Here is a 21,893-nt window from a genome sequence, read left to right on the forward strand (position 1 = left end):
GCCGACTTGCCTCCAAAGGCATATCGAGAAGGCGAACGCGGGACAGGTAACAGAAAAACGGGCCGGAACTTGGAAAGTCCGGCCCAATTAATTCGAACTCTGAAAGTCTGCTCAGCGTATCAGGTGCCGCGTCAGGCGTGCTTCGATTTTGTCCCACACGCGGCGCAGCATCTCTACCAGGAACAGATAGATCACCGCTGCCCAGATGTAGGCCTGGAAATCATACGATCTCGAGTAGGCCCGTCTGGTTTCTCCAAACAGATCGAACACCGTCACGATTGCCGCAATGGCGGAACCCTTGAGCATGAGAATGATCTCGTTGCCATAGGGCCGCAGGGCAACGATCAGTGCCTGCGGCAGGATGATCTTGAAGAAGGTAATCTGCTTGTTGAGGCCGAGAGCAGCAGCCCCTTCCCACTGACCTCTGGGCACGTTTTGAATGGCACCGCGCAGGATCTCGGCCTGATACGCGGAGGTGTTCAGTGAAAACGCGAAGATCACGCAGAACCAGGCTTCCCGGAAAAGACCCCACAGGCCGACTGCCTCCAGCTGTGCCTGAAAGGTGCCTGCGCCATAGTAGACGAGGAAGGTCTGTGCCAGCAGCGGTGTGCCGCGGAAGAAATAGACGAAGCAATAGGCAGGCTTCGATAAAAGCCACCATTTCGACGCCCGTGCAGCTGCGATGGGCACGCTCAGCACCGCACCTATCAGCAACGACAGGCCGACGATCTGAAGGGTAACCAGAAAACCGCTGAGGTACTCGGGCCAATACTTCAGCACGAAAGGACTGGCGACGTTTATCGCCAGATAGTAGAGCAGCCAGGCACCGGAGACGATCCAGAGCGCCATGAGGACATGGCCTAGAATTCGCGTCTTGGTCCAGCCCCGGGGCGGTGCGGGCGGCCGTTTCAGGCCAGTGGCGGGGTTAGCGGAGATCATCGTGCCGTATCTCCGCGTTTGCTCCAGCGCTCGATACGCACGAGACCGGTGGACGATATCATTGCCAGGACCAGGTAGATCAGGCAGGCAATACCAAAGAACATGAAGGGTTCCTTGGTCACCCTTGCGGCGATCCCGGACTGGCGCATGACGTCAGACAAGCCAACCACCGAAACGAGCGAGGTGTCCTTGAGAAGGACGAGCCAGCTGTTTCCAAGTGCGGGCAGTGCGAGCCGGATCAATTGCGGCAGTACCACCAGTCGAAGGGTTTTGCCTTTCGACAGTCCAAGCGCATATCCGCCTTCGTATTGTCCCTGCGGGATCCCGCGAAAGGCGGAAAGAAACGCTTCGGAAGCGTAGGAAGAAAAGACGAAGGACAGTGCGATGACACCGGCGACAAACGAATTGACTTCAAAATAGAAGTCGAAACCGGCCATCTTCAGCAAGACCTGTATCGCGATCTGTAGGCCGAAGTAGACCAGGAACAAGGTCAGCAGTTCCGGCAAGCCCCGGAAAAGAGTGGTGTAGATATTGGCCGCCAGGCGCAAGCTGGGTTCCGATGACTTTTTCGCAAGCGCAATCAGAAATCCCAGAAACAATCCGAACGGCAAAGTCACTATTGCCAGGCAGACGGTTACAACCACGCCCCAGGCAATTTCGTCTCCCCAACCCTCTGGTCCGAAGGAGAGTAGCGTCAAAGCTTCATTCATAAGCCGGCGCTTCTTTCTGTTTGTCGTTGTTATTCCGGCCGCCCCTCCGGCCGTACTGCGGGATTTTTCCCTGCAGGTGGTGCAGCGCACTGGGCGCGCTGCACCGGAATGCGATCAACTGGGGGCTAATCAGCCGCCGTAAACGTCGAACGTGAAGTACTTGTCGTTGATTTCCTTGTACTTGCCGTTCGCCAGGATGCCTTCGATGGCCTTGTTGAACATTTCCTTCAACTCGCCGTCGTCCTTGCGGATGGCAATGCCGGCGCCTTCACCGTTGATCACCGGATCCGGCGTCAGGGTGCCCAGCAGCTTGCAGCAGGCACCGTCATCGGTCGCCAGCCAATCGGACAGAACCACAACGTCGTCAATGACGGCATCGACACGGCCGCTGGCAACGTCGAGCTTGTATTCATCCGGCGTCGGATAAAGCTTCAGGTCTGCGGACGGCAGCTTTTCTTCAGCATAGTTGGAGTGGGTGGTGGAGGACTGTGCACCAAGTGCGACACTCTTGAGGTCTTCATCCGACGTACCGGTCAGAGCGGAATCCTTCGGCACGGCAATTGCCGGTGGGGTATTGTAGTACTTGTTGGTGAAGTCGACCTTTTCCTTGCGCTCTTCGGTGATCGACATGGAAGCGATCACGGCGTCGAACTTGCCGGCCTGCAGGGCGGGGATCATGCCGTCCCAGTCCTGGGTAACGAACTCGCACTCGACTTTCATTTCTTCGCAGAGTGCCTTGGCAATATCGATGTCGAAACCTATCAGCTGGCCGTCTGCGGTCAGGGAGTTGAACGGAGGATAAGCGCCTTCGGTGCCGATACGCACCTTTGACCAGTCTTTCGCCTCAGCGCCACTCACGGCAGCCAGTACTGCTACTGCGGCCGCAGCCATACGCAATACACGCATATTTTGTTCCCCTAATATCTTCTTCGCGGCGCAAGCGGGTTCGTCCCGCCTTCTTGCCCGAGCGCTCTATTCCATACACTTCGGTTCAAATTTCAAGCATGCCTACGAAAAAAACACAGCGTGATTTCGCCGAATTTTCAATTTTTCCGGCATGTCGTTGGGGAAGCGTCAAGTCATTGTGGAAACCTGACTGTTCCCTGAGGCCTTTTCTTCGTGCTGTAGAAGCATGCCGCCCTGAACCAAATGTCGGCCGAAGGGCAGAAATCAGGCCTTTGAGTCGGCTGTTGCCTCTGCTGCTTCAGCTTCCTGGGAAGCGTCGTGAACGTCGAGAACGGATTGCAGGGTAATCACCGGGCGGGAAAGCGCATCGCCTGCATCTGCTCCACGATAGGGTGTCGGCGAGACAACCGGCTGCTTGGTCAATTCGGCGATCTTTTCTTCGTGAACAGCCCTGTTTCTGGGGGAAAGGTTGTCCAGACCGAGTTCGGTCAGCCCATGATCTTCAAGATACTTGTGCCGAATTCGCTCTTCTTCAGGCAGTTCACGCCACTCTGCATATTGTTCCGCAAGGATGCTGCGGAATTGCAGAAACCGGCTTTCGGTTTCGCTTGGCTGCTTTTGGGGCGCCTTGGCGGAGTGCGGTGACACGGAAGGCGTGGGCGGCAGAGCAGATGTCATCGGATCCTCTTTCTGGCTGCAAGCATTGTCAAATATGCAAGCAAAAATTGTGCCGAGAGGGGATATTAAAAACCCTGATGAATCTCATGAACTTATTGAATTTGAAGCTGGAAGCCGAACTTCCTAGGAAAAGACTACCCGGTGACACATGGTTATTTCTGCCGGGTTTCGGAAAAGGGCCCAGCAATGTCGGACTACGAACTTTTCATCGGAAACAAGAACTACTCCTCCTGGTCTTTCAGGCCGTGGATCGCTCTCAGGCACAAGGATATTCCCTTCCGGGAGACCCTGGTTCCTTTCGATTTCGAAAATGGAAATCCGGAATTCGCGGCATTTTCACCAAGCAGAAAAGTACCGGTTCTCAAGGATGGCACCCTGACGGTGTGGGACAGCCTGGCGATCCTGGAATATGTCGCCGACTGTTTTCCGGATAAAGGCCTGTGGCCAAAGGACAAGGCCAAACGCGCCTGGGCACGGTCAATCTCGGCGGAGATGCATTCCGGTTTTACCGCTCTTCGCAGCGAATGTTCCATGAACATGCAGCGCCCTGTGGCGGCAAAAGCCGTCAGCGACGCGGTTAAGGGTGAGGTCAACCGCATCGTGACCGTCTGGAAAGAATGCCTGGCATCATCAGGCGGTCCTTTCCTGTTTGGCGATTTCACGATTGCCGACGCCATGTATGCACCCGTCGTCAGCCGTTTCGAGACCTACCAGCTATCCAACGACCCTGTGGTGAGCAAATACAGCGAAGCCATGAAGGCAACCGAGGCCTGGAAAGTCTGGGAAGAGGCCGCACTCAAGGAAACCTGGGTCGTCGATTCCGAGTGAGGTTCCTGTCAGCCCGGCGCCAGCCGCCGGGCGGCCATCAGGCCGTAACCGCGTCGCTGGCCAACGCAGTGTCCTCACGTTGCTGAAAATCACGGCTGCCTGAATCAGGCTTGCCGGCGTACTGGAACGCGCCTTCGTCTTCGAAAAAGCTATAAAGGCTGTCGACGAACCGGCGCACTTTCAGCGGAATGAAGCGATTGGAAGGATAGACCGCATGGACCGGGTGCGGCGGGTATTGCCATTGTGGCAGCACCACTTCCAGGTCTCCCGTTCGCAGGTACGGCTCGATAAGCCAGCGATTGGAGAGCGCAATTCCGAGACCGGCGAGTGCCGCACGGCGCAGGGTCGAAGAGTTGTTGACCAGCATTGTCGGCGTGATCTTGATAGACAGCTTTTCACCGATCGGACTGATGAACGGAACCCGGTTCCCGGTCGCGATGTTCTTGTAAAGCAAGTAATCGTGATCGGGCAGCTCGTCGGGATGGACAGGGCGTCCACGTTTATCCAGATAGTCTGGTGATGCCACCAGGCAGCGCTGAGCAAGCCCGAGCCTTCGAACAATCAGCCGGTCATCCTCGATCTCACCCATGCGGATTGCCACATCGAGCCGTTGCTGGATGACATCGACAAACTGGTCGGACAACGACACATCCAGCAAGATGCCGGGGTGATCCTTCTTGAAGCGGATCAGGAAGTCCGAAAGGATGGTTTCCGCGAAACCAAGAGGCAGCCCCACCGATAGTGGGCCGGACATCTGGGCCTCCTCGCTCTGAACCGAGCGGTCGGCCTCATCGAGGCGCTCCAGAATATCCCTTGCATAGGCATAATAGCGTTCCCCGGCTTCCGTCAGGCTGAGTTGACGTGTGGTCCGGTTCAGCAGTCTGATGCCCAGATCGTCTTCAAGCGCTCGAACCTGCTGGCTGACCGCAGGTTGCGAGATGCCGAGGAGCTTTGCTGCTGCAGAGAAGCTGCCGAGATTGACAGCCTGCACAAAGCCGGAAAGGGAGGAAAGCTTGTCCATGGCGGCCCCAGTTGGAGAGCGAGTGAGGAGCGATCTCATACATAAGCACGGGTTATGAGTAATATAAGATATTGGCCGCTTTAAAAACAAAGCCAATGAAACACTTTTAGGACTGCCGGACCGATCCAACGGTTCGAGCGTCAAAGTTTTCCATCAGGTCGAGCCGGGAGGCCAATTATGACCACTTCACAGATTTCCGTTTCCAGACGTTCGCTGCTCGGTGCGGCAGCCGGGGCAGGGGCGCTCGCCGCTGCCGGTGGTGTCACCTTTCTGTCCGCACCCGCAGAGGCCGCTGTCGATCAGGCTGGAAAGCCGATGGCAGGTGCACTCCGCTACAAGGTCGGCGATCTTGAAATCACCGCCTTGCTCGACGGCTATCTCGATGTCACGCCGGAACTGGTGATCGGCTACGACGCATCAGAAGGGCAGCGCCTGAGAGATGCAGCCATGGTTGAAGGTGAGGCATTGCGTATTCCCGTCAATGCCTACCTCGTCAACACCGGTGACCGGCTGATCCTTGTCGATGCCGGCACTGCGGATGCTCTGGGCCCGACCATGGGGCGTCTGCCGGATGCCTTGGCAGCCGCAGGTGTAGCGCCCGATCAGGTGGACGCGCTGTTGATCACCCACATGCATCCGGACCACCTCTTCGGCGTGATCGATGGTGACGGCAACAAGGTGTTCAAGAATGCGGAACTGATCCTCCCGGAGGTGGACAAGGCTTTCTGGTTCGATGATGCGGCAATGAACGGCGCTCCCGAGCAGTTCAAACCGTTCTTCCTCGGTGCACGCAAGGCTGCCGATGCCTACAAGGACAGCCAGACCCTGATTTCCGGCGACAAGGAAATCCTGTCCGGCATCCGGCCGATGGCTCTTCCGGGCCACACGCCTGGGCATACCGGCTATCTGTTCGACAGCAACGGCGAAACCCTCGTGATTGCGGGCGATATCGTCCATATGGCCGTCTATCAGTTCAACCGGCCGGACTGGGGTATCGGGTTCGACATTGATCCCGGGCAGGCAGTGTCGACACGCAAGACATTCCTGGACCAGGCCGCCGCCGACAAGTTGTTCTTTGCAGGCGCGCATATTCCGTTTCCCGGTATGGGCCGTGTTGCAAAGGACGGCGAGGGTTACCGCTTCGTCCCGGCCAACTGGCCCTACGCCTACTAACGAAGAAACTCTTTCTGGCCCGGCAACGCAGCCGGGTCAGCGCAGTCCGAACCCGGAGAAGGGCAGGAAGGACACCAGCTCACCCTTGCGGATCGAGGTCACGTCTTCAGGTATTTCGATAAGACCGTCGGCCTCGCGCAGGCCAGTGATCAGGCCGGAGCCGTCGCGCTGGAATTTATGCGCTGCAAGTGATCCGTCTGGACGAGGCTTCAGATAGGCACGGTAGAACTCTCGGCGGTCCGGCTTTTTCTTGGGAACTTCGAAGGCTGCCGGAACCTGAAAGGCCTGCGGCTCCAGAAAGGCACCTCCGCCAAGAACGCTGAAGACCGGCCGTGCGTAAAGCAGAAAACAGACCATCGCGGCAACAGGGTTTCCCGGCAGTCCGAGGACAACGCAGGATCCGATATTTCCGAACATCATCGGGCGGCCAGGCTTGATAGCAAGCTGCCACATGTGGCGTGTTCCGATCTTGTCCAGAACCTTGAGCATGTGATCTTCCTCGCCGCGGCTTGCTCCGCCGGTGGTCAGGATCACGTCATGGCTGGCTGCTGCCGTCGAAAGCACCTCTTCAAGGGCGTCGGCGTCATCTTTCAGAATGCCCAGATCGTCGATCTCGACAGGCAGCGTTGCGCACAGGCTGCGCAGCAGAAAGTGGTTGGAATCGTAAACGTCTCCGAGCGTGATGAGATCGCCAGGCCGGCGCAGCTCGTCGCCTGTCGACACTAGGGCCACCTTCAGTTTCCGGTAAACGGAAACGTCTGCCTGTCCGGTGGACGCGATTGCCGCGATATCTTGCGGGCGCAAGCGCTGACCGGGGCTCAGCAGCGTCGTTCCCTCCGCCACGTCTTCTCCCGCCTTACGGCGGTTGGCACCCGTTTTCAGGCCTTGCGGCACGATCACGAAGTCCTGCCCATCCTGCTGGTGCGTTTCACAATCTTCCTGCATGGCGACCGTATCCGCACCGGGTGGCATCACCGCTCCAGTAAAGATCCGGGCTGCTGCCCATGGGCCAAGATCGGCGTTGCTCGCGTGCCCTGCAGCTATCCTCTGTTCCAGACGGAAGAAACCTCCGGCTTCCTCGAAATCGGCGTTGCGGAAGGCGTAACCGTCAACGGCCGAATTGTCGGCCAGTGGCACGTTGCGGGGAGCGGTCACCGTATCTGCAAGGAAGCGTTCGGCGGCATCCTGCAGGGGTACGGTTTCGGTCTCGGCAATGCAATGCAGCCGCTGTTTCAGGATCTCCAGCGCCTCGTGGTGGCGCAGGCGGTCCTTGTCGTGCAGGAAGCAGTCATCCAGAAGCTGTTTGCCGGTCATGTTGTCGACCTTTTCAGCCCGAGATGGGTCTCGATGAAATTCGCCATGGCGGCAATGTCGTCCAGATGAAACACCGGCAACACCTCGTCCGGCAAATCGTGATCGGTTGCGATGGCCAGAATATTCGGATCGGAAACGGCAAGGGGCCCGCGTTCGCTTGCCTCGGTTCTGCGTGCCTCGATCTTCGGATGAGGTTCGCTCTTGTAGCCTTCGATCAGGATCAGGTCGCAGGGGGCAAGCCGCTCCAGAACGTCTTCCAGCGGCGGCTCGTCTTCCTCTTTCAGTTCATGCATCAAGGCCCAGCGGCGTCCGGACACCAGTGCTACTTCCACTGCACCTGCTTCGCGGTGCCGGAAACTGTCCGTGCCCGGCTTGTCGATATCGAAGCCGTGATGTGCATGCTTTACGGTCGAAACCTTCAGGCCCCGCGCGGTGAACTCGGCCACGAGGCTCGCCACGAGTTGTGTCTTGCCGGAATTCTTCCAGCCGGTGATGCCGAATACAGGGGTGGTGGTCATCTGGAATGTAAGCTCAGCGCGTCTCTGACAGTCGAAAGGTCATCAGGTTTGTTGGCATTGAAAAAGGGGTCCAACCCACTGTCGGGATCCGCATCGAAGGCGACTTCGACACTGTCGTAACAGTCGACAAAGGCAAGCACCTTGCCTGTCTTGCCGGATTGCAGCCAGTCCTCGAGATCCGCTTTCAGGCTGACAGGCCAAAGACCGAAGACAGGGTGGAGCTTGTCCGCAGAGGAGGCGAGGGCAATGACCGGTCTGTCACCGGGGACTGCAGCACAGAACCGGCTGACAAGGCTGGTAGGGAAAAACGGCGTGTCACCGGCTACCGAAATCACATGGCTGATATCCGGTCGTTCGTTGTGAGCATAAGTCATGCCGGCCAGGACACCTGCCAGCGGTCCTGCGAAATCGCCTACCGGATCAGCGGCAACAGGCAGCTGAAAGCGCGCAAACCGGTCAGGGTCACCATTGGCGTTCAGGATTATATCGTGCAGCTGCGGTTTCAGACGGGCGAGGATCATATCAAGCATCGTCTTGCCGCCAAGATCCATCAGGCTCTTGTCGCCGCCGCCCATTCTGCGGGATTGGCCGCCGGCAAGTACGCAACCAAGCACCTTGCTGCTCTCAAGGGTCTTCTTGTGTCTGGTCATTCTGCCGGGACGCTCCCTTTTCGGCGGGCCGTATCCGGCTCGTCTTCCACGTCGCTTGCGGACATGTCGAACACGATCCTGTCGTGACCGGACAAGGCAACGAACCGCTTGCCGCGTGCGCGGCCGATCAGCGTAAGGCCGGCCTTGCGTGCGAGTTCGACGCCCCAGGCGGTAAACCCCGAGCGTGACACGAGGATCGGAATGCCCATCATCACGGTCTTGATGACCATTTCAGAGGTCAGTCTGCCAGTGGTATAGAAGATCTTGTCGTGCGCGGGGATGTCGTTCAGGACCATCCAACCTGCGATCTTGTCGACCGCATTGTGGCGGCCGACATCTTCCATGTAGACCAGCGCACGGTCTTTCTGGCACAGAACACAGCCATGGATCGCCCCCGCCTCGAGATAGAGGGAAGGTGTTGTGTTGATGGTTTTGGTCAGCGCATAGAGCCATGAAGTGTTGAGACGGGCGTCCTCAGCGAGTTGAACGGTATCGAAGCCGTCCATGACATCGCCGAACACCGTGCCCTGGGCGCAGCCGGAGGTGCGCACCTTCTTCTTCAGCTTTTCCTCGAAATTGGTTTCGCGCTCGGTGCGAACCACCACAACATCCAGATCGTCGTCATGGTCGATGCCGGTGATGACATCGTCCTCGGCCAGCATGTTCTGGTTTTTCAGATAACCGACGGCGAGAAGGTCCGGATGATCGCCAATGGTCATCATGGTGACCACTTCCTGAGAATTCAGGTAGAGGGTCAGGGGTTTTTCCGTCACGACACGCGTTTCGACCGGCTGTCCGTCCTGATCGATACCGGTTACGGACGTCGAAAGACGCGAATCTTCCGGGTCGGGTTGCAGCACATATGAGCCTGACACAGGCAAACGACTCCATTTGCTTCGATTGTCTCAACACTATGGGACGCGATTGCCGCGGGGCAAGGTGTTACTTTGCCGTTTTGGTTCGCGAAAGTGCCATGAAGGCACCGCCGGCCAGCAGTCCCCAGAATGCACCCGAAACACCCAGGAAACTAACCCCGGAAGCCGTCACCATGAAGGTAATGATGGCACTGTCCCTGTCCGCGGGAGCCTTTGTGGCTTCGCTGATGGAAAAGGCAAAAGCACCCAGCAGGGCCAATCCAGCAACGGCTTCGATCAGGATAGTCGGCGTGGCCGCAACAAAGGCCATCACAAACCCTGCGAATAGGCCGAAAAGGATGTAGACCGCACCTGCGGTCACGGCTGCCCAGTAACGCTTTGCCGGATCCTTGTGCGCATCTTCACCCGCGCACATTGCTGCCGTGATGGCGGCAAGGTTGACCGCATGTCCGCCGAATGGGGCGGACAACACACTGAAGACGCCGGAGAGAGTGAAAAGCGGACCGCTTTTGGGGCGGTAGCCATAGGCGGACAGCACGGCGACGCCAGGGATGTTCTGGGACGCCATCGTCACGATGAAGAGCGGCAGCGCGATACTGATCAATGCTTCCAGGGAAAACGAGGGTGCGATCCAGACTGGTTCGGTGATCGGCTGGACGTTGCTCAGGTCGATCGGGCCGCTGCTCGAAAGGCCGATCGCGAATGTCATGACCATGGCAAGGGGAACCGCGAAGAGCCTGAAAAAGCGCAGGGCAATCGCCCAGACGGCAATGATGGCTAGTGCGCTGTAAGGCAGTTCTGCGACGGCTCTTACCGGCGCAAGGCACAGTCCGAACAGGACACCTGCCAGCATCGCGTTGGCAAGTGGTGCCGGAATGGCTGCGACCGCCCGTCCGAAAGGCTTGATCAGGCCCGCGAGTACGATAAGCGCGCCACAAACCAGAAAAGCACCAACGGCTGCCGAAAAGCCTCCTTCGAGCGGGCCGGCTGTCGCAAGGAGCGCGGCACCGGGTGTCGACCACGCGATGCTGACGGGGATCTTCGTGGCGAGGGAGGCAACGATCGCGCAAAGGCCCATGGAAATGGACAGTGCCATCAGGCCGCTGGTTGCTTCGGCTGGGGAAGCGCCGGCTGCTGTCAGCCCTTGAATGACGATAGCGAATGAACTTGCAAAGCCGACAATGGCGGCAAGAAAGCCGGCTGATACCGGCTGAAGGCCGGCGAACCTGCCTGACATGATGCAATCCCCCAGTTAACAAGGGCGCACAATATCGGCATGCCTGGCAATCGGACTAGGACCTTGCGGCCACGGACCGGATAATTTTGCGAAACATGTGATGAGCTGGGGCTCCGCGGCAGAAAACCCGGAGCGGCTCAGATCATCAACATGTCGTTGGTCAGGCGGCCTTCCTGAAGTTCCTGCGCGAAATGTCCGAACGCCCGGTAGGCTTCTTCCCGCGTTACGTCGGCAGGATGGTCAAGCAGAGGGCGCAGCACGTCGTGCTTGGAAGCGGCCAGTCCATCGGTCAGATCCCGGAAGAACATCAGCGAATTCGGGAACAGCCGGAAATCCGCCGGTTCGTGAATGATGCCCTCGATAGCTTCAAGACGCGGATCGTTCATCACGCAATAGACGGTATCAAGCACCGGGCCGGTCAGGCCTTCCAGAACCTGGATGATGTGCTGATCGACCAGCAGAAGCGCACCGGTTACGCCGGCCTTTCTGTTGATCCGCCGAATACGCAGCAACGTCTTGTCGATTTCGTCGGGCAGGGGCAGACGCATCTTGCCCCAGTTGATCTTGCTTCGGTAGCAGGCGCGGTAAAGTTCCATGGCGTGTCCATCCTTTTGCCGATGAAACCAGCCTGCGCTTCAATTCCTCACATTTGCTTAAAATTTGAATCAAATACGAAGAAGAGTTTTTCGTGTTACCGAAGCGTCGCCAAGTCCTCCGCAAAAGTGTGCTTTGCGGTCCGGTGAACAGAACAAGAAAACTGTGCAAAACAACGTGCGCACATCTTTGTGTGGATAAGGAGGTCAGGCACCGGCTTCGAGCTTGAAATCCAGACTGGCTCTTACGGCAGGCCACTCGTGAGGAAGAATCGAATAAACCGCCGTATCCCTGAGCGCTCCGTTGGGCGAGCGCTGGTGGGATCGCAGAACACCATCCAGTTTGGCACCTAGCCTTTCGATGGCGGCACGGCTTTGGTGATTCATGAAGTGCGTCCGGAATTCGACCGCGATGCAGTCCAGTTCCCCAAACGCATGTGCCAGCAGCATGCGTTTGCATTCCGTGTTGAGGCGAGTGCGCTGCACGGCCTTGCGATACCAGGTCGAACCGATTTCGACGCGCTTGTTGGCCGCATCGATGTTCATATAGGTGGTCATGCCGACGGCTTTGCCGGTTGGTGTCAACACGGCGAACGGAAGCATTGAGCCGGCTTCCTGAAGCGACAGCCGTCTTTCAATTTCCGCCCGAACGGCATCCGGCTTCGGGACGCTGGTATACCAAAGCTTCCACAGTTCGCCGTCGGCGGCAGCTTCAGACAGATCGGCGGCGTGGGATAGGCTCAAGGGCGCAAGTGTGCCGGTACTGCCCTTCAGGGTTACGGGGAGAGGCCAGGCCATCATGTGTCTCCAGTCGAATTGGCAGGTCAGAACGGGCGCTCTTCACCGCTCCATTTGAAGAACTTTCCGGTATCGGTAACAGACAGGGAACCGGCAATCTTCAGAACGCCCCGCGCCACATCCACCGGGTCATTGTCTGCCAACTGGCCGCCCATGTCTGTACGCACCCAGCCCGGGTCTATCAGCGCGACCGGAATGCCTTCGGATTCCAGATCGGTCGCCAGCCCCTGCATGACCTTGTTCACTGCCGCCTTGGAGGCTCGGTAGGCGAGGGTGTCCGACTTCCGGTATCCCATCCAGGCCATCTGGCTGGAGATGGTCAGGATTCGACCGGATCCCGACCGGCGCAAATGAGGCAGGAAAGCTTGTGAGACCGCCAAAGGTGCAAGTGTGTTGACGGCCAGGGTTTCGGCAAAACCCTCGAAATCCATATCGAGTGCGCTTTGACGTTCCGGACTGATGATGCCCGCGTTGTTGATCAAAAGGTTCAGCGGGGTGTCGAGGTCGCCGGCGACCGCGCGAACGGCGGCATGGTCTCTCACATCGAAAACCAGCGGATGAAAATCTTTGCCGAGCCGTTCCGCTGTCTCGTCAGCGGACTGCTGCGTGCGGACGGAGCCGTAAACGGTCCAGCCACTGTCCAGTGCTGCGCGGGCAAGTTCATAACCGATCCCGCGATTGGCTGCGGTGATGAGGCAGGTTGGCATGTCAAATTCCTGAAGCTGGAATGTCTTGGGAAGGACGCTGTGTAGGCCGCAACAAATTAACCGGGCCATCTGGCTGTTCAACGAAAACATTGTCTCCCTATTAGGAGGGGTAACAATCGGGAGATCCAGCAGCAACCATGGCCAATTCCTTGGTTATGAAAGCTTCTGAAGCTTGCTGCTTTCAGCTGCACAGGGCTTGTGTCGGATTTTCACCCCTTCTATGACTCGCGGTCTGAAACCGGAACGCGCCGTGCTTCATTTTGGCAGGTTGCCTGAATGGAGCGGCGAACTAGAGTTCGCACCGGAAATAGCCGGTTGAACACAGTGGCCGGTGTACGAAACAGGACCGAAAGATGACCGACACCATAAAAAGCGCAGTCATGGAACGACTGAGGCAGATCAAGGGACCAGACCTTGAGGGCGATATCGTCTCGTTGGGCCTTGTCTCGGACGTGTTTGTGTCCGATGGCCGTGTTGTTTTTTCCATCACCGTTCCTGCAGAACGCGCACAGGAGCTTGAGCCTCTGCGCCAGGCCGCTGAAAAGGTGGTCAAGGAAGTGGATGGCGTCGAAACCGTGATGGTCGCGCTGACTGCCGAACGAGCGGCGGGCGGCGCTCGCAATGCGGCACCACAATCAGCTCCCAAACCAGCCCCCCAACAGCCTCGGCGACCTGCGGAAGAGCAGGCGCCTGCAAAACCGGGCGTGCCGGGCATCAAGCACATTGTCGCGGTTGCGTCCGGCAAGGGCGGTGTTGGCAAATCCACCACCACGGCGAACCTTGCCTTGGCGATGGCCTCCCTCGGAAAGAAGGTCGGCGTCCTGGATGCTGATATCTACGGGCCCTCGGTGCCGCGGCTGTTCAATGTTTCCGGCAGGCCGGAAGCTTTGTCGGGCAGGATGCTCAAGCCAATGGAAGGCTATGGCATCAAGGTGATGTCCATGGGCTTCATGGTGGAAGAGGAAACGCCAATGATCTGGCGTGGGCCGATGGTGATTTCCGCGCTTACCCAGATGCTGCGCGAAGTGGCCTGGGGCGAACTTGACGTCCTTGTGGTCGACATGCCTCCGGGAACCGGCGACGCCCAGCTCACCATGGCTCAGCAAGTGCCGCTGGCCGGAGCCGTGATCGTGTCGACACCGCAGGACCTTGCCCTGATCGATGCCCGCAAGGGCCTCAACATGTTCAAGCGTGTCGATGTTCCCGTGCTGGGGATTGTCGAGAACATGAGCTACTTCCTGTGCCCCGATTGCGGTGGTCGCCATGATATCTTCGGCCATGGCGGAGCGCGCGCGGAAGCGGACCGGCTGAAGGTTCCGTTCCTGGGCGAAGTTCCCTTGACGATGAAGATCCGTGAAACCTCTGATGCCGGAACACCGGTGGTGGTGTCCGATCCTGAAGGCTCGGTCGCAGGCATCTACAAGGACATTGCCGCCAAGGTACTCGACAGCATTGATCGGGAGAGCGCGGAACCCACACGAGCGGCCCCCAACATCGTCTTCGATTGATACAGGGCAGTGTCGATCCCTGGGTAATTCCTGATTAGGCGACGAGACAAGTTTTGGCCACGGCGAGAGCTGTGGCCTTTTTTCGTCCGGGTTTAGCTGGCTGCAGGACTGGTGGTGGTGATCGCAGATTTATCCGTGAAATGCAGCAGTTTCCACCCGTTGCGAAGGCTCGGGTCAAGCTTGCAAAGTTGAAACAATTTCAAAGCCAATGGGGAGAAAAATTAGCGTTTTCTGCCGTCTTTCGATGTTGGGCCTGTAACAATTCAGGTTTTCACGCCCGGATCACGCGGCCAATATATATTCGAACATGAATATATCGCCCGCGAGGGTGAAAACCAAAAGGTTCCTTCCCGGGCATGCTCACCAGCCGAACTCAGACTTCCAGCACCGATGCCAAACCATCCCTGGCGGTGCTTGTAGCGATTTCATCGGTCAGCCCGCTTGCCATGCAGATATACCTGCCGTCTCTGGCAGGAATGATGGTGGTCTTTTCCGCAACCGCGGGCGAGATTCAGCTGTCGATGTCCGCTTATTTCATCGCGGTTGCGGTTTCCCAGTTGTTCTGGGGACCCTTGTCGGATCAGTTCGGCCGCCGGCCGGTAATCATTCTCGGCATGGCTTTGTTCGTAATCGGCAGCGTGTTCTGTCTGTTTGCACAAACAATCGAAGCCTTGATCGCCGCCCGGGTTCTTCAGGCAGCCGGTGGCTGTACGGGAATGGTCCTTGGCCGTGCGATCCTGCGTGATCTCTACAGCCCCAAGCAGGCGGCCAGCATGATCGGCTATGTCACCATGGGCATGGCGGTGATGCCGACAGTGGCACCAGCAATCGGCGGAATTCTGGATCAATACTATGGCTGGCAGGGCGGGTTTGTGCTGCTGCTGATGTTCGGAGTGGCGGTTCTGTGGGCAAGCATTGCGCTTCTGCCTGAAACGCACCTGAACCGAAAAGCGGCCGGTGGGCGGCAGATCCTGAAATCCTACGCGACCCTCTGCCGTGAGCCGCTCTACTGGAGCTACAGTCTGACAGCGGCGTCCAACGCGCTTGCCTACTTCGCCTATCTGGGAGGGGCTCCCTTTATCGCCGCCGATCTCCTGTCCCTGAGTGCGCAGGAAATGGGGTTCTACTTCATGTTCGTGGCGCTCGGTTATATCGCTGGAAACTTCATCTCCGGCCGGTTTGCCGAGCGAGTTGGCCTGTTTCGGATGATACTGTCCGGCACTCTCATCGGCGTTGTCTGCGTGGCGATAATCTCCGGGTTTGCCTATTTCGGAGCGTTGAGCGCACCCAGCCTCTTCCTGCCGATGTTCCTTCTTGGTCTCGGCAATGGTGTCTGCCTGCCAAGTGCATTGTCCGGTGCTGTCAGTGTACGGCCTGAGTTGACGGGAGCTGCTTCCGGCCTGACGGCGTCACTTCAGGTCGCCATGGGCGCGCTGGCCGGATCCATTGTCGCCTCGCTGTATGCCGATGGCCTGCTGGCCTCCTCGCCCTGGGGCATGATCCTGATGATGGGACTGGGCATCGGGTGCAGCCTGATCGCGACCGTCTGCATCAGGTTCTACACCACGCGCGCCGACCTCGTTCCGGCAGAATAGTTTTTCCGGCTTTCAAGGTCGCTGAACTTGCTGTTGCATGGGTAACTGAAGGTTTGGCTGTTTAACCGCCGGTGACGCTCATGTGCCGGGAAACTGCAGGCTGGTTGCGGTTCCGGTCAATCACGAAATCATGCCCTTTTGGCTTCCGTCCGATGGCCTCATCAATCGCATCGTTCAGAAGGTCGTTGCCTTCCGAAGCGCGCAGAGGCGCGCGAAGATCCGACATGTCTTCCTGACCAAGGCACATGTATAGCTGGCCGGTGCAGGTGACGCGCACCCGGTTGCAGCTTTCACAGAAGTTATGCGTCATCGGCGTGATAAAGCCGAGACGACCACCGGTTTCCTCGATAGTCACATACCGGGCGGGTCCGCCGGTCTTGTAGGGGATGTCCGTCAATGTGAATTGCTCGCCCAGGCGCGCACGCACGGTCGAAAGTGGCAGATACTGGTCCGTGCGGTCGCCGTCGATCTCGCCAAGTGGCATGGTCTCGATCAGGGTCAGGTCGTGACCATGCTCATGACACCACTCAAGCATCGTCACGATCTCATGCTCGTTGACGTCCTTGAGAGCAACCATATTGATCTTGATCTGGAGGCCTGCGGCAGTCGCTGCGCGGATCCCGTCCATGACCTTGCCAAGGTCGCCCCAGCGGGTGACTGCCTTGAATTTCTGCGGATCGAGCGTATCGATCGACACATTGATCCGGCGCACGCCGCAATCGTAGAGTTCCTGCGCGTAGCGGGCGAGCTGCGAGCCGTTGGTGGTCAGGGTCAACTCTTCCAGAGCGCCACTGTCCAGATGCCGGCCAAGGCTGCGGATAAGGCTCATGATATTCTTGCGGACCAGCGGCTCACCGCCGGTCAGGCGCAGTTTACGGACGCCTTTTTCGATGAAGGCAGTGCACAGGCGGTCGAGCTCTTCAAGGCTGAGCACTTCGCGTTTGGGCAGGAAGGTCATGTCTTCCGCCATGCAATACACGCAACGGAAATCGCAACGATCGGTCACGGACACGCGAAGGTAGGTGACGGCGCGGCCGAACGGGTCGATCATCGGACCATGTGATTCCGCTGTTCCGATTGCCGCTTGTGCCGGGACCACAATCTTGCCGTCTGTCACGTTTCGCTCTCCCTCGATTTTTATCTTATCCAGATCATATGGCGTCGATGCGGGCAAGATCAATTGAAACCGGACTGCAAATGTCCGGTTTACGGCATCAGGTAAACTCGTGAGTGTACTCTTGTCAAATCAATTGGAAAGATGCCGGAATTCGCTCGCCTGCGCGACCAGGAACCCGCATCGAAGCGCCCACTGACGAGTGCTTGGTCCGGTCACAATCCTAGGAGCTCCACTTTACTTGCCGCTCTCCCGGAATTGGAGCCAAAAAATCCGGCACACCATTGATCCGATTGTGTTTTGCGGCGTATCTGAGCTGTAGCAAGCGGCAGGAGCAGCATGACAACACTTGTTTGGTTTCGACAGGATTTGCGCATTAAAGACAATCCGGCCCTGTTCGAGGCGGCCCGCAAGGGACGTGTCCTTCCGGTCTTCATCCTTGAACCATCAGAGCAGGCCGGTGAAACGCACCCGCTTGGCGGGGCAAGCCTCTGGTGGCTGCATCACAGCCTGGCGTCCTTGAAGGCGGATCTGCCGGGTCTGATCTTCCTGCGGGGGAGCGCGAGACACCTGATCCCACAGCTTGCAAAGGAAGTCGAGGCCGAGGCCGTCTTCTGGAATCGATGCTACGAACCACATGCAATCGAGCGGGACACCGATCTCAAGAAGGTGCTGAAAGAAGACGGGTTTGAGGTCAAAAGCTTCAAGGCGTCCCTCTTGTTCGAACCCTGGGAACTGGAGACAAAATCCGGCGGCCCCTTCAAGGTGTATTCGCCGTTCTGGAAGGCAGCTCAGCAAAAGACCATCGATGACGCCTTGCCAGCACCGGAGAAGCTGGAATTTGCGGACTACGATGGCGGTGAAACGCTTGAGAGCTTTGACCTCTTGCCCACGAAACCGAACTGGGCAAAGGGATGGGAGGATTGCTGGCAGCCCGGTGAAGCCGGTGCTGCGGAGCGGCTGGACGGCTTCTTCGAGGAAGGCTTGAAGGGCTATGGCACATTGCGCAATCGCCCGGATCTTCCGAATGTGTCGCGCTTGTCGCCGCATCTCCACTTCGGCGAAATCTCACCCCGACAGATCTGGCATGCAACGCAGAAGGTAATGGACCGGAAATCGTCGGTTGCCGGTGACGGTATGAAATTCCTGTCCGAGATTGCCTGGCGGGAATTTGCGTACCACTTGCTCTACCATTTTCCGAAATTGCCGTCGGACAACTGGCGTTCAACCTTTGATTCCTATCCCTGGCAGGAGCCGGGCGACGCGTTGGAGAAGTGGCAGAAAGGACAAACGGGATATCCGATAGTCGACGCCGGCATGCGCGAACTCTGGCAAACCGGATACATGCACAACCGGGTGCGCATGATCGTGGCGAGTTTCCTGATCAAGCATCTGCGTATTCATTGGCACCATGGCGAGGCCTGGTTTCGGGACACGCTGGTGGATGCGGACCTTGCCAACAATTCCGCAAGCTGGCAGTGGGTCGCAGGATCAGGCGCTGATGCTGCTCCCTATTTTCGGGTCTTCAACCCGATTACCCAGGGAGAAAAATTCGATCCGGAAGGTGTGTATATCCGCAAATGGGTTCCAGAGCTGCGCGATCTGGACACGCACTATCTCTTTGCGCCGTTTGATGCTCCGGCCGAAACCCTGAAAAAGGCCGGTATCACGCTTGGCGAGACCTATCCGAAACCGCTGGTCGACCATGCCAAGGCACGCAAGGCAGCGCTTGACGGCTATGAAGCGGTGAAGCAGGCGGGACAAGACGCCGCTTGACGGTGCCGGTGCTACCGGTATCGTCCGCGCGCAAGTCCCGGCGACATGTGCCGGGTGGAATCAAAGGACCCGGAGATGACCGACCCGACTGCTCCCTGGCCGACGGAACTACGCGTATCGAAAGACAAGAAGAGCCTGACTGTTGCTTTCAACACGGGTGAGCGGCACGAATTGTCTGCCGAATATCTCCGGGTGTGTTCACCTTCGGCGGAAGTGAAGGGCCACAATCCTTCCCAGAAGCAGACCGTGCCCGGCAAACGCAACGTCGAGATCATGAAGATCGAACCTGTCGGCAACTATGCTGTCCGTATCCATTTTGACGACATGCATAACTCCGGGATTTTTACCTGGACGTATTTCCTCGAGCTAGGCAGAGATCCGGAAGCACACTGGGGTGTCTACCTGCAGGAACTGGCGGACAAGGGCCTGACACGGGATCGTTGATTGAGAGCAGGCCGGGCTGGCTGAAGCCAGCTGGAATCAGCTATAAAGGGCGTGGCTCGACCCAAGCCATCCCCCTCCATCAGGAGCAGCAGCCGAACTGCAGGGTCGTTTCATACTGGCAACCAGACGATCGTGCGTTCGCATAAGGAGGGACTGCGGCTGATGCACGCGATCTGGAGGTCGCACCATGAAACTCACTGCACCCGTTTTCCGCCTGAAGCGTGAAGCCCGAACACTCGCCCGCAACAAATCCATCGCGTTGAGCCGCGCATTGGACGCAATTGCTGTTCGCGAAGGTTTCAGAAGCTGGAGCCATCTCGCGTCTGCTGTGCGCGACCAAGGCCCATCGGTCAGGCTTTTGTCAGCGCTTGAACCCGGCGATATGGTCATCCTTGGGGCGCGGCCCGGACACGGCAAAACAGTGCTGGGGCTCGAGTTGCTTGCAGAAGCGGCCCAGGCCGGTCGAACGTCCGTGTTCTTTTCGTCAGAATGTTCTTATCGCGATGTTCGTATGAAGCTATCCGCCAGCGGATACCGCGATCCGGAAAAATCGGGAGCGTTCCGGATTAGGCTTTCCGAAAACGTCTGCGCCGAGAAGATTGAAGAGACGCTGGCTGATGCTGTGCCGGGCTCCATTGCCGTCATCGATTATCTTCAGGTCATGGACCAGCATCGCTCGCAACCTCCGCTCGGTGCGCAGATCGAGCAGCTGAGACAATTTGCGAACAAGAGGCGTATCACGCTCGTCTTCCTGTCGCAGGTCCACAGAAGCTTTGATCCCGAGATCCGGTCACTGCCAGGGTTCTCCGATATCCGCACAACCAATCCTGTCGATCTATCGCACTTCAACAAGGGCTGTTTCCTGCACGACGGCGAGATGATGCTGTCCGGACATTGAGTTGCCCTTCCGGTCTTTTGGATCACCGGTCGGTGTCCTGCTGAACGCAGGGCACCGGTTGCTTGAACGTCTTGAAACGTTCCGGGCTTTCGCGGGCTAATTAGAGTTGTGGCTGGCTAAAGTCCGAGTTCACTCAGGCCAGGATGGTCTGCCGGGCGCGGGCCCTGAGGCCAGTGCATCTTGCGATCATTCGCGGAAATGGCGAGATCATTGATGCTGGCAAATCGGCGATGCATCAGGCCATTGGGTGCGAACTCCCAATTCTCGTTGCCGTAGGAGCGGTACCATTGTCCGGCCGCATCGTGCCATTCGTAGGCAAAGCGAACCGCAATCCGGTTGCCGGCAAAGGTCCACAGTTCCTTGATCAGGCGGTACTCCTGTTCCCTCTGCCATTTGCTGGTGAGGAATTCCACCACTTGCTCCCGCCCAACCGGAAAGTCCGACCGGTTCCGCCAAATGGTGTCCGGTGTATAGGCTAGCGAGACCTTCTCCGGGTTCCGGCTGTTCCAGCCGTCTTCCGCAGCACGCACCTTCTGGCGGGCGGTCTCAAGGGTAAAAGGCGGCAGCGGGGGGCGCTGTTCTGTCATCGCGCTAGCTCCAGAGTCTGAATTTGAGGAGACGAGGCCAACCCCGCATGAAGGCGGGCGTCCAGCGGCTGGGGGGCCGGGGTCAAGGCTGATGTGATCACAAGTACCCCGGCAACAAGTGCGCCGAAGAGATAGAAGCCGCGCGGATATGCAGGTCTTGGTGAGAACATGGGTTTGCCTCGCAGTGTTAAACAGATAAATGTGTACCGATCTGTTCAGTTACGAGTTACATATGTACCGATCTGTACATGATGGCAAGGCGCTAACTTCGTGCCTGAGATCATTAAAACGTGAGGAGGTCGTGTTTCGGCTGTTTGGGTAGCACCTATTTTGGGTATCTTGAACGATCGCTGATGTTTGACTATTTACAAGTCAGTACAGAAAGGAAGCTCATGCGACCAAGCAAACGCGATGAACTGGTACGCAAGTCTCTGGCTGTCTTTTACAGAGACGGTTTCCATGCGACCGGCATGGATACGCTTGTTGCTGAAACAGGCATCTCCAAGACGACGATGTTCAAGCATTTCAGAACCAAGGATGATCTGATCCTGGCGGTGTTGAGATACCGGGACGAGACTTTCCGGAACTGGTTCCTGCGCAGGCTGGATGAACGCGATCTTTCGCCAAGGAAAAAGCTGCTCGCAGTTTTTGATATTTTGAAGGAGTGGTTCGAAGAGCCCGGTTTCAAGGGATGTATGTTCATCAAGGCATCGGCTGAGTTTCAGGACCCTGTACACCCTGCATATGTCCAGTCCACCGAACACAAGCGCCTGCTTCTGTCGGCACTCAGGAGCCTTGCGGAAAAGGCGGGGTCTCGCGAGGCGGATCTGCTGGCGCGACAGATCCTCCTTCTCAAGGAGGGGGCAATCGTTGCCGCTCAGATGGGGTTCGACCCGGATCCGTCAGATGCGGCAAAGAACGCGGCAGCGGTACTGATCGATGCCCACATCCCGGAAAATTGATCAAGCTGGGATTTAGAAGTGAGCATCAAATAAAAAAGCCGGGCAGGGCCCGGCTTTATTTC

Annotated in this window: 23 protein-coding genes; 8 read left to right on the top strand and 15 right to left on the bottom strand. The window is 57.8% G+C overall.

The window, feature by feature from the left end; translation table 11 throughout:
• Window positions 1–111: 111 nt before the first annotated feature.
• The 4 genes from J7447_RS06655 to J7447_RS06670 form a co-directional block, all read right to left on the bottom strand.
• Window positions 112–939, bottom strand: coding sequence for an ABC transporter permease (locus J7447_RS06655; protein ID WP_209169124.1), 828 nt, complete (start codon window positions 937–939; stop codon window positions 112–114).
• Window positions 936–1,649 (bottom strand): ABC transporter permease, encoded by a 714-nt coding sequence (locus J7447_RS06660; RefSeq protein WP_031268816.1) that lies wholly within the window; start codon window positions 1,647–1,649, stop codon window positions 936–938. Before J7447_RS06660 ends, J7447_RS06655 begins: the two co-directional genes overlap by 4 nt.
• Window positions 1,650–1,778: 129 nt before the next feature.
• Complete coding sequence (locus J7447_RS06665; protein ID WP_209169125.1) at window positions 1,779–2,555, bottom strand: ABC transporter substrate-binding protein; 777 nt, start codon at window positions 2,553–2,555, stop codon at window positions 1,779–1,781.
• A gap of 264 nt (window positions 2,556–2,819) precedes the next feature.
• Window positions 2,820–3,233, bottom strand: a complete 414-nt coding sequence (locus tag J7447_RS06670; protein ID WP_209169126.1) for a hypothetical protein — start codon at window positions 3,231–3,233, stop codon at window positions 2,820–2,822.
• 186 nt (window positions 3,234–3,419) lie between these two features.
• Here J7447_RS06670 and J7447_RS06675 point away from each other — a divergent pair, with 186 nt between their 5' ends.
• Window positions 3,420–4,061, top strand: coding sequence for a glutathione S-transferase family protein (locus J7447_RS06675; protein ID WP_209169127.1), 642 nt, complete (start codon window positions 3,420–3,422; stop codon window positions 4,059–4,061).
• A 37-nt stretch (window positions 4,062–4,098) separates the two neighbouring features.
• Here J7447_RS06675 and J7447_RS06680 read toward each other — a convergent pair whose 3' ends face one another.
• The gene (locus J7447_RS06680) at window positions 4,099–5,082 is read right to left on the bottom strand and encodes a LysR family transcriptional regulator (protein WP_208984145.1); all 984 of its coding nucleotides are present in this window, start codon (window positions 5,080–5,082) and stop codon (window positions 4,099–4,101) included.
• Window positions 5,083–5,259: 177 nt separating this feature from the next.
• Here J7447_RS06680 and J7447_RS06685 point away from each other — a divergent pair, with 177 nt between their 5' ends.
• Complete coding sequence (locus J7447_RS06685) at window positions 5,260–6,255, top strand: MBL fold metallo-hydrolase (RefSeq protein WP_228868521.1); 996 nt, start codon at window positions 5,260–5,262, stop codon at window positions 6,253–6,255.
• Window positions 6,256–6,291: 36 nt separating this feature from the next.
• Here J7447_RS06685 and glp read toward each other — a convergent pair whose 3' ends face one another.
• The 8 genes from glp to J7447_RS06725 form a co-directional block, all read right to left on the bottom strand.
• Window positions 6,292–7,569: a gephyrin-like molybdotransferase Glp gene (gene glp, locus J7447_RS06690; RefSeq protein WP_209169128.1), complete on the bottom strand. Its 1,278-nt coding sequence runs from the start codon at window positions 7,567–7,569 to the stop codon at window positions 6,292–6,294.
• Window positions 7,566–8,087, bottom strand: coding sequence for a molybdopterin-guanine dinucleotide biosynthesis protein B (gene mobB / locus J7447_RS06695; RefSeq protein ID WP_022999471.1), 522 nt, complete (start codon window positions 8,085–8,087; stop codon window positions 7,566–7,568). The genes glp and mobB overlap by 4 nt, the downstream gene beginning before the upstream one ends.
• Window positions 8,084–8,737, bottom strand: a complete 654-nt coding sequence (gene mobA, locus J7447_RS06700) for a molybdenum cofactor guanylyltransferase MobA (protein ID WP_055653869.1) — start codon at window positions 8,735–8,737, stop codon at window positions 8,084–8,086. Before mobA ends, mobB begins: the two co-directional genes overlap by 4 nt.
• On the bottom strand, window positions 8,734–9,612 hold the full coding sequence (fdhD, locus tag J7447_RS06705; protein ID WP_353653747.1) for a formate dehydrogenase accessory sulfurtransferase FdhD: 879 nt from the start codon (window positions 9,610–9,612) through the stop codon (window positions 8,734–8,736). Before fdhD ends, mobA begins: the two co-directional genes overlap by 4 nt.
• Window positions 9,613–9,679: 67 nt before the next feature.
• Window positions 9,680–10,849, bottom strand: coding sequence for a benzoate/H(+) symporter BenE family transporter (locus J7447_RS06710; protein WP_209169130.1), 1,170 nt, complete (start codon window positions 10,847–10,849; stop codon window positions 9,680–9,682).
• A gap of 137 nt (window positions 10,850–10,986) precedes the next feature.
• The gene (locus tag J7447_RS06715) at window positions 10,987–11,445 is read right to left on the bottom strand and encodes a BLUF domain-containing protein (RefSeq protein ID WP_152506763.1); all 459 of its coding nucleotides are present in this window, start codon (window positions 11,443–11,445) and stop codon (window positions 10,987–10,989) included.
• A gap of 204 nt (window positions 11,446–11,649) precedes the next feature.
• Window positions 11,650–12,240 carry a GNAT family protein gene (locus J7447_RS06720; RefSeq protein WP_209169131.1) on the bottom strand — a complete coding sequence of 197 codons (591 nt, stop codon included), beginning with the start codon at window positions 12,238–12,240 and terminating at the stop codon, window positions 11,650–11,652.
• 26 nt (window positions 12,241–12,266) lie between these two features.
• Window positions 12,267–12,947: an SDR family oxidoreductase gene (locus tag J7447_RS06725; RefSeq protein ID WP_209169132.1), complete on the bottom strand. Its 681-nt coding sequence runs from the start codon at window positions 12,945–12,947 to the stop codon at window positions 12,267–12,269.
• 353 nt (window positions 12,948–13,300) lie between these two features.
• On the opposite strand from J7447_RS06725, the gene J7447_RS06730 reads away from it, so the two are divergent.
• Window positions 13,301–14,455 carry an Mrp/NBP35 family ATP-binding protein gene (locus tag J7447_RS06730; protein ID WP_075283809.1) on the top strand — a complete coding sequence of 385 codons (1,155 nt, stop codon included), beginning with the start codon at window positions 13,301–13,303 and terminating at the stop codon, window positions 14,453–14,455.
• 356 nt (window positions 14,456–14,811) lie between these two features.
• Window positions 14,812–16,050, top strand: a complete 1,239-nt coding sequence (locus J7447_RS06735; protein ID WP_022999463.1) for a multidrug effflux MFS transporter — start codon at window positions 14,812–14,814, stop codon at window positions 16,048–16,050.
• Window positions 16,051–16,111: 61 nt separating this feature from the next.
• On the opposite strand, the gene moaA is transcribed toward J7447_RS06735, so the two are convergent.
• Complete coding sequence (moaA, locus tag J7447_RS06740) at window positions 16,112–17,101, bottom strand: GTP 3',8-cyclase MoaA (RefSeq protein ID WP_031268810.1); 990 nt, start codon at window positions 17,099–17,101, stop codon at window positions 16,112–16,114.
• A gap of 402 nt (window positions 17,102–17,503) precedes the next feature.
• Here moaA and J7447_RS06745 point away from each other — a divergent pair, with 402 nt between their 5' ends.
• The 3 genes from J7447_RS06745 to J7447_RS06755 all read left to right on the top strand — a co-directional run bounded on the left by J7447_RS06745 (window position 17,504) and on the right by J7447_RS06755 (window position 20,282).
• On the top strand, window positions 17,504–18,940 hold the full coding sequence (locus J7447_RS06745; protein WP_209169133.1) for a deoxyribodipyrimidine photo-lyase: 1,437 nt from the start codon (window positions 17,504–17,506) through the stop codon (window positions 18,938–18,940).
• Between the two features lie 75 nt (window positions 18,941–19,015).
• Window positions 19,016–19,384, top strand: a complete 369-nt coding sequence (locus J7447_RS06750; RefSeq protein ID WP_055656473.1) for a DUF971 domain-containing protein — start codon at window positions 19,016–19,018, stop codon at window positions 19,382–19,384.
• Between the two features lie 187 nt (window positions 19,385–19,571).
• Window positions 19,572–20,282, top strand: coding sequence for a DNA helicase (locus J7447_RS06755; RefSeq protein WP_209169134.1), 711 nt, complete (start codon window positions 19,572–19,574; stop codon window positions 20,280–20,282).
• Between the two features lie 116 nt (window positions 20,283–20,398).
• On the opposite strand, the gene J7447_RS06760 is transcribed toward J7447_RS06755, so the two are convergent.
• Window positions 20,399–20,869 carry a nuclear transport factor 2 family protein gene (locus J7447_RS06760; RefSeq protein ID WP_022999458.1) on the bottom strand — a complete coding sequence of 157 codons (471 nt, stop codon included), beginning with the start codon at window positions 20,867–20,869 and terminating at the stop codon, window positions 20,399–20,401.
• Between the two features lie 392 nt (window positions 20,870–21,261).
• On the opposite strand from J7447_RS06760, the gene J7447_RS06765 reads away from it, so the two are divergent.
• The gene (locus J7447_RS06765; protein ID WP_209169135.1) at window positions 21,262–21,831 is read left to right on the top strand and encodes a TetR/AcrR family transcriptional regulator; all 570 of its coding nucleotides are present in this window, start codon (window positions 21,262–21,264) and stop codon (window positions 21,829–21,831) included.
• Window positions 21,832–21,893: the final 62 nt, after the last annotated feature.

Origin of the sequence: Labrenzia sp. R5_0 (genome assembly GCF_017743835.1) — a bacterium.
GTDB classification, from domain to species: domain Bacteria; phylum Pseudomonadota; class Alphaproteobacteria; order Rhizobiales; family Stappiaceae; genus Roseibium; species Roseibium algicola.

Bases quoted from the DNA above. Each gene is read 5' to 3' on its own strand.
- J7447_RS06655 (WP_209169124.1), bottom strand. From the start codon at position 939: ATGATCTCCGCTAACCCCGCCACTGGCCTGAAACGGCCGCCCGCACCG.
- J7447_RS06660 (WP_031268816.1), bottom strand. From the start codon at position 1,649: ATGAATGAAGCTTTGACGCTACTCTCCTTCGGACCAGAGGGTTGGGGA.
- J7447_RS06665 (WP_209169125.1), bottom strand. From the start codon at position 2,555: ATGCGTGTATTGCGTATGGCTGCGGCCGCAGTAGCAGTACTGGCTGCC.
- J7447_RS06670 (WP_209169126.1), bottom strand. From the start codon at position 3,233: ATGACATCTGCTCTGCCGCCCACGCCTTCCGTGTCACCGCACTCCGCC.
- J7447_RS06675 (WP_209169127.1), top strand. From the start codon at position 3,420: ATGTCGGACTACGAACTTTTCATCGGAAACAAGAACTACTCCTCCTGG.
- J7447_RS06680 (WP_208984145.1), bottom strand. From the start codon at position 5,082: ATGGACAAGCTTTCCTCCCTTTCCGGCTTTGTGCAGGCTGTCAATCTC.
- J7447_RS06685 (WP_228868521.1), top strand. From the start codon at position 5,260: ATGACCACTTCACAGATTTCCGTTTCCAGACGTTCGCTGCTCGGTGCG.
- glp (WP_209169128.1), bottom strand. From the start codon at position 7,569: ATGACCGGCAAACAGCTTCTGGATGACTGCTTCCTGCACGACAAGGAC.
- mobB (WP_022999471.1), bottom strand. From the start codon at position 8,087: ATGACCACCACCCCTGTATTCGGCATCACCGGCTGGAAGAATTCCGGC.
- mobA (WP_055653869.1), bottom strand. From the start codon at position 8,737: ATGACCAGACACAAGAAGACCCTTGAGAGCAGCAAGGTGCTTGGTTGC.
- J7447_RS06710 (WP_209169130.1), bottom strand. From the start codon at position 10,849: ATGTCAGGCAGGTTCGCCGGCCTTCAGCCGGTATCAGCCGGCTTTCTT.
- J7447_RS06715 (WP_152506763.1), bottom strand. From the start codon at position 11,445: ATGGAACTTTACCGCGCCTGCTACCGAAGCAAGATCAACTGGGGCAAG.
- J7447_RS06720 (WP_209169131.1), bottom strand. From the start codon at position 12,240: ATGGCCTGGCCTCTCCCCGTAACCCTGAAGGGCAGTACCGGCACACTT.
- J7447_RS06725 (WP_209169132.1), bottom strand. From the start codon at position 12,947: ATGCCAACCTGCCTCATCACCGCAGCCAATCGCGGGATCGGTTATGAA.
- J7447_RS06730 (WP_075283809.1), top strand. From the start codon at position 13,301: ATGACCGACACCATAAAAAGCGCAGTCATGGAACGACTGAGGCAGATC.
- J7447_RS06735 (WP_022999463.1), top strand. From the start codon at position 14,812: ATGCTCACCAGCCGAACTCAGACTTCCAGCACCGATGCCAAACCATCC.
- moaA (WP_031268810.1), bottom strand. From the start codon at position 17,101: ATGATCGACCCGTTCGGCCGCGCCGTCACCTACCTTCGCGTGTCCGTG.
- J7447_RS06745 (WP_209169133.1), top strand. From the start codon at position 17,504: ATGACAACACTTGTTTGGTTTCGACAGGATTTGCGCATTAAAGACAAT.
- J7447_RS06750 (WP_055656473.1), top strand. From the start codon at position 19,016: ATGACCGACCCGACTGCTCCCTGGCCGACGGAACTACGCGTATCGAAA.
- J7447_RS06755 (WP_209169134.1), top strand. From the start codon at position 19,572: ATGAAACTCACTGCACCCGTTTTCCGCCTGAAGCGTGAAGCCCGAACA.
- J7447_RS06760 (WP_022999458.1), bottom strand. From the start codon at position 20,869: ATGACAGAACAGCGCCCCCCGCTGCCGCCTTTTACCCTTGAGACCGCC.
- J7447_RS06765 (WP_209169135.1), top strand. From the start codon at position 21,262: ATGCGACCAAGCAAACGCGATGAACTGGTACGCAAGTCTCTGGCTGTC.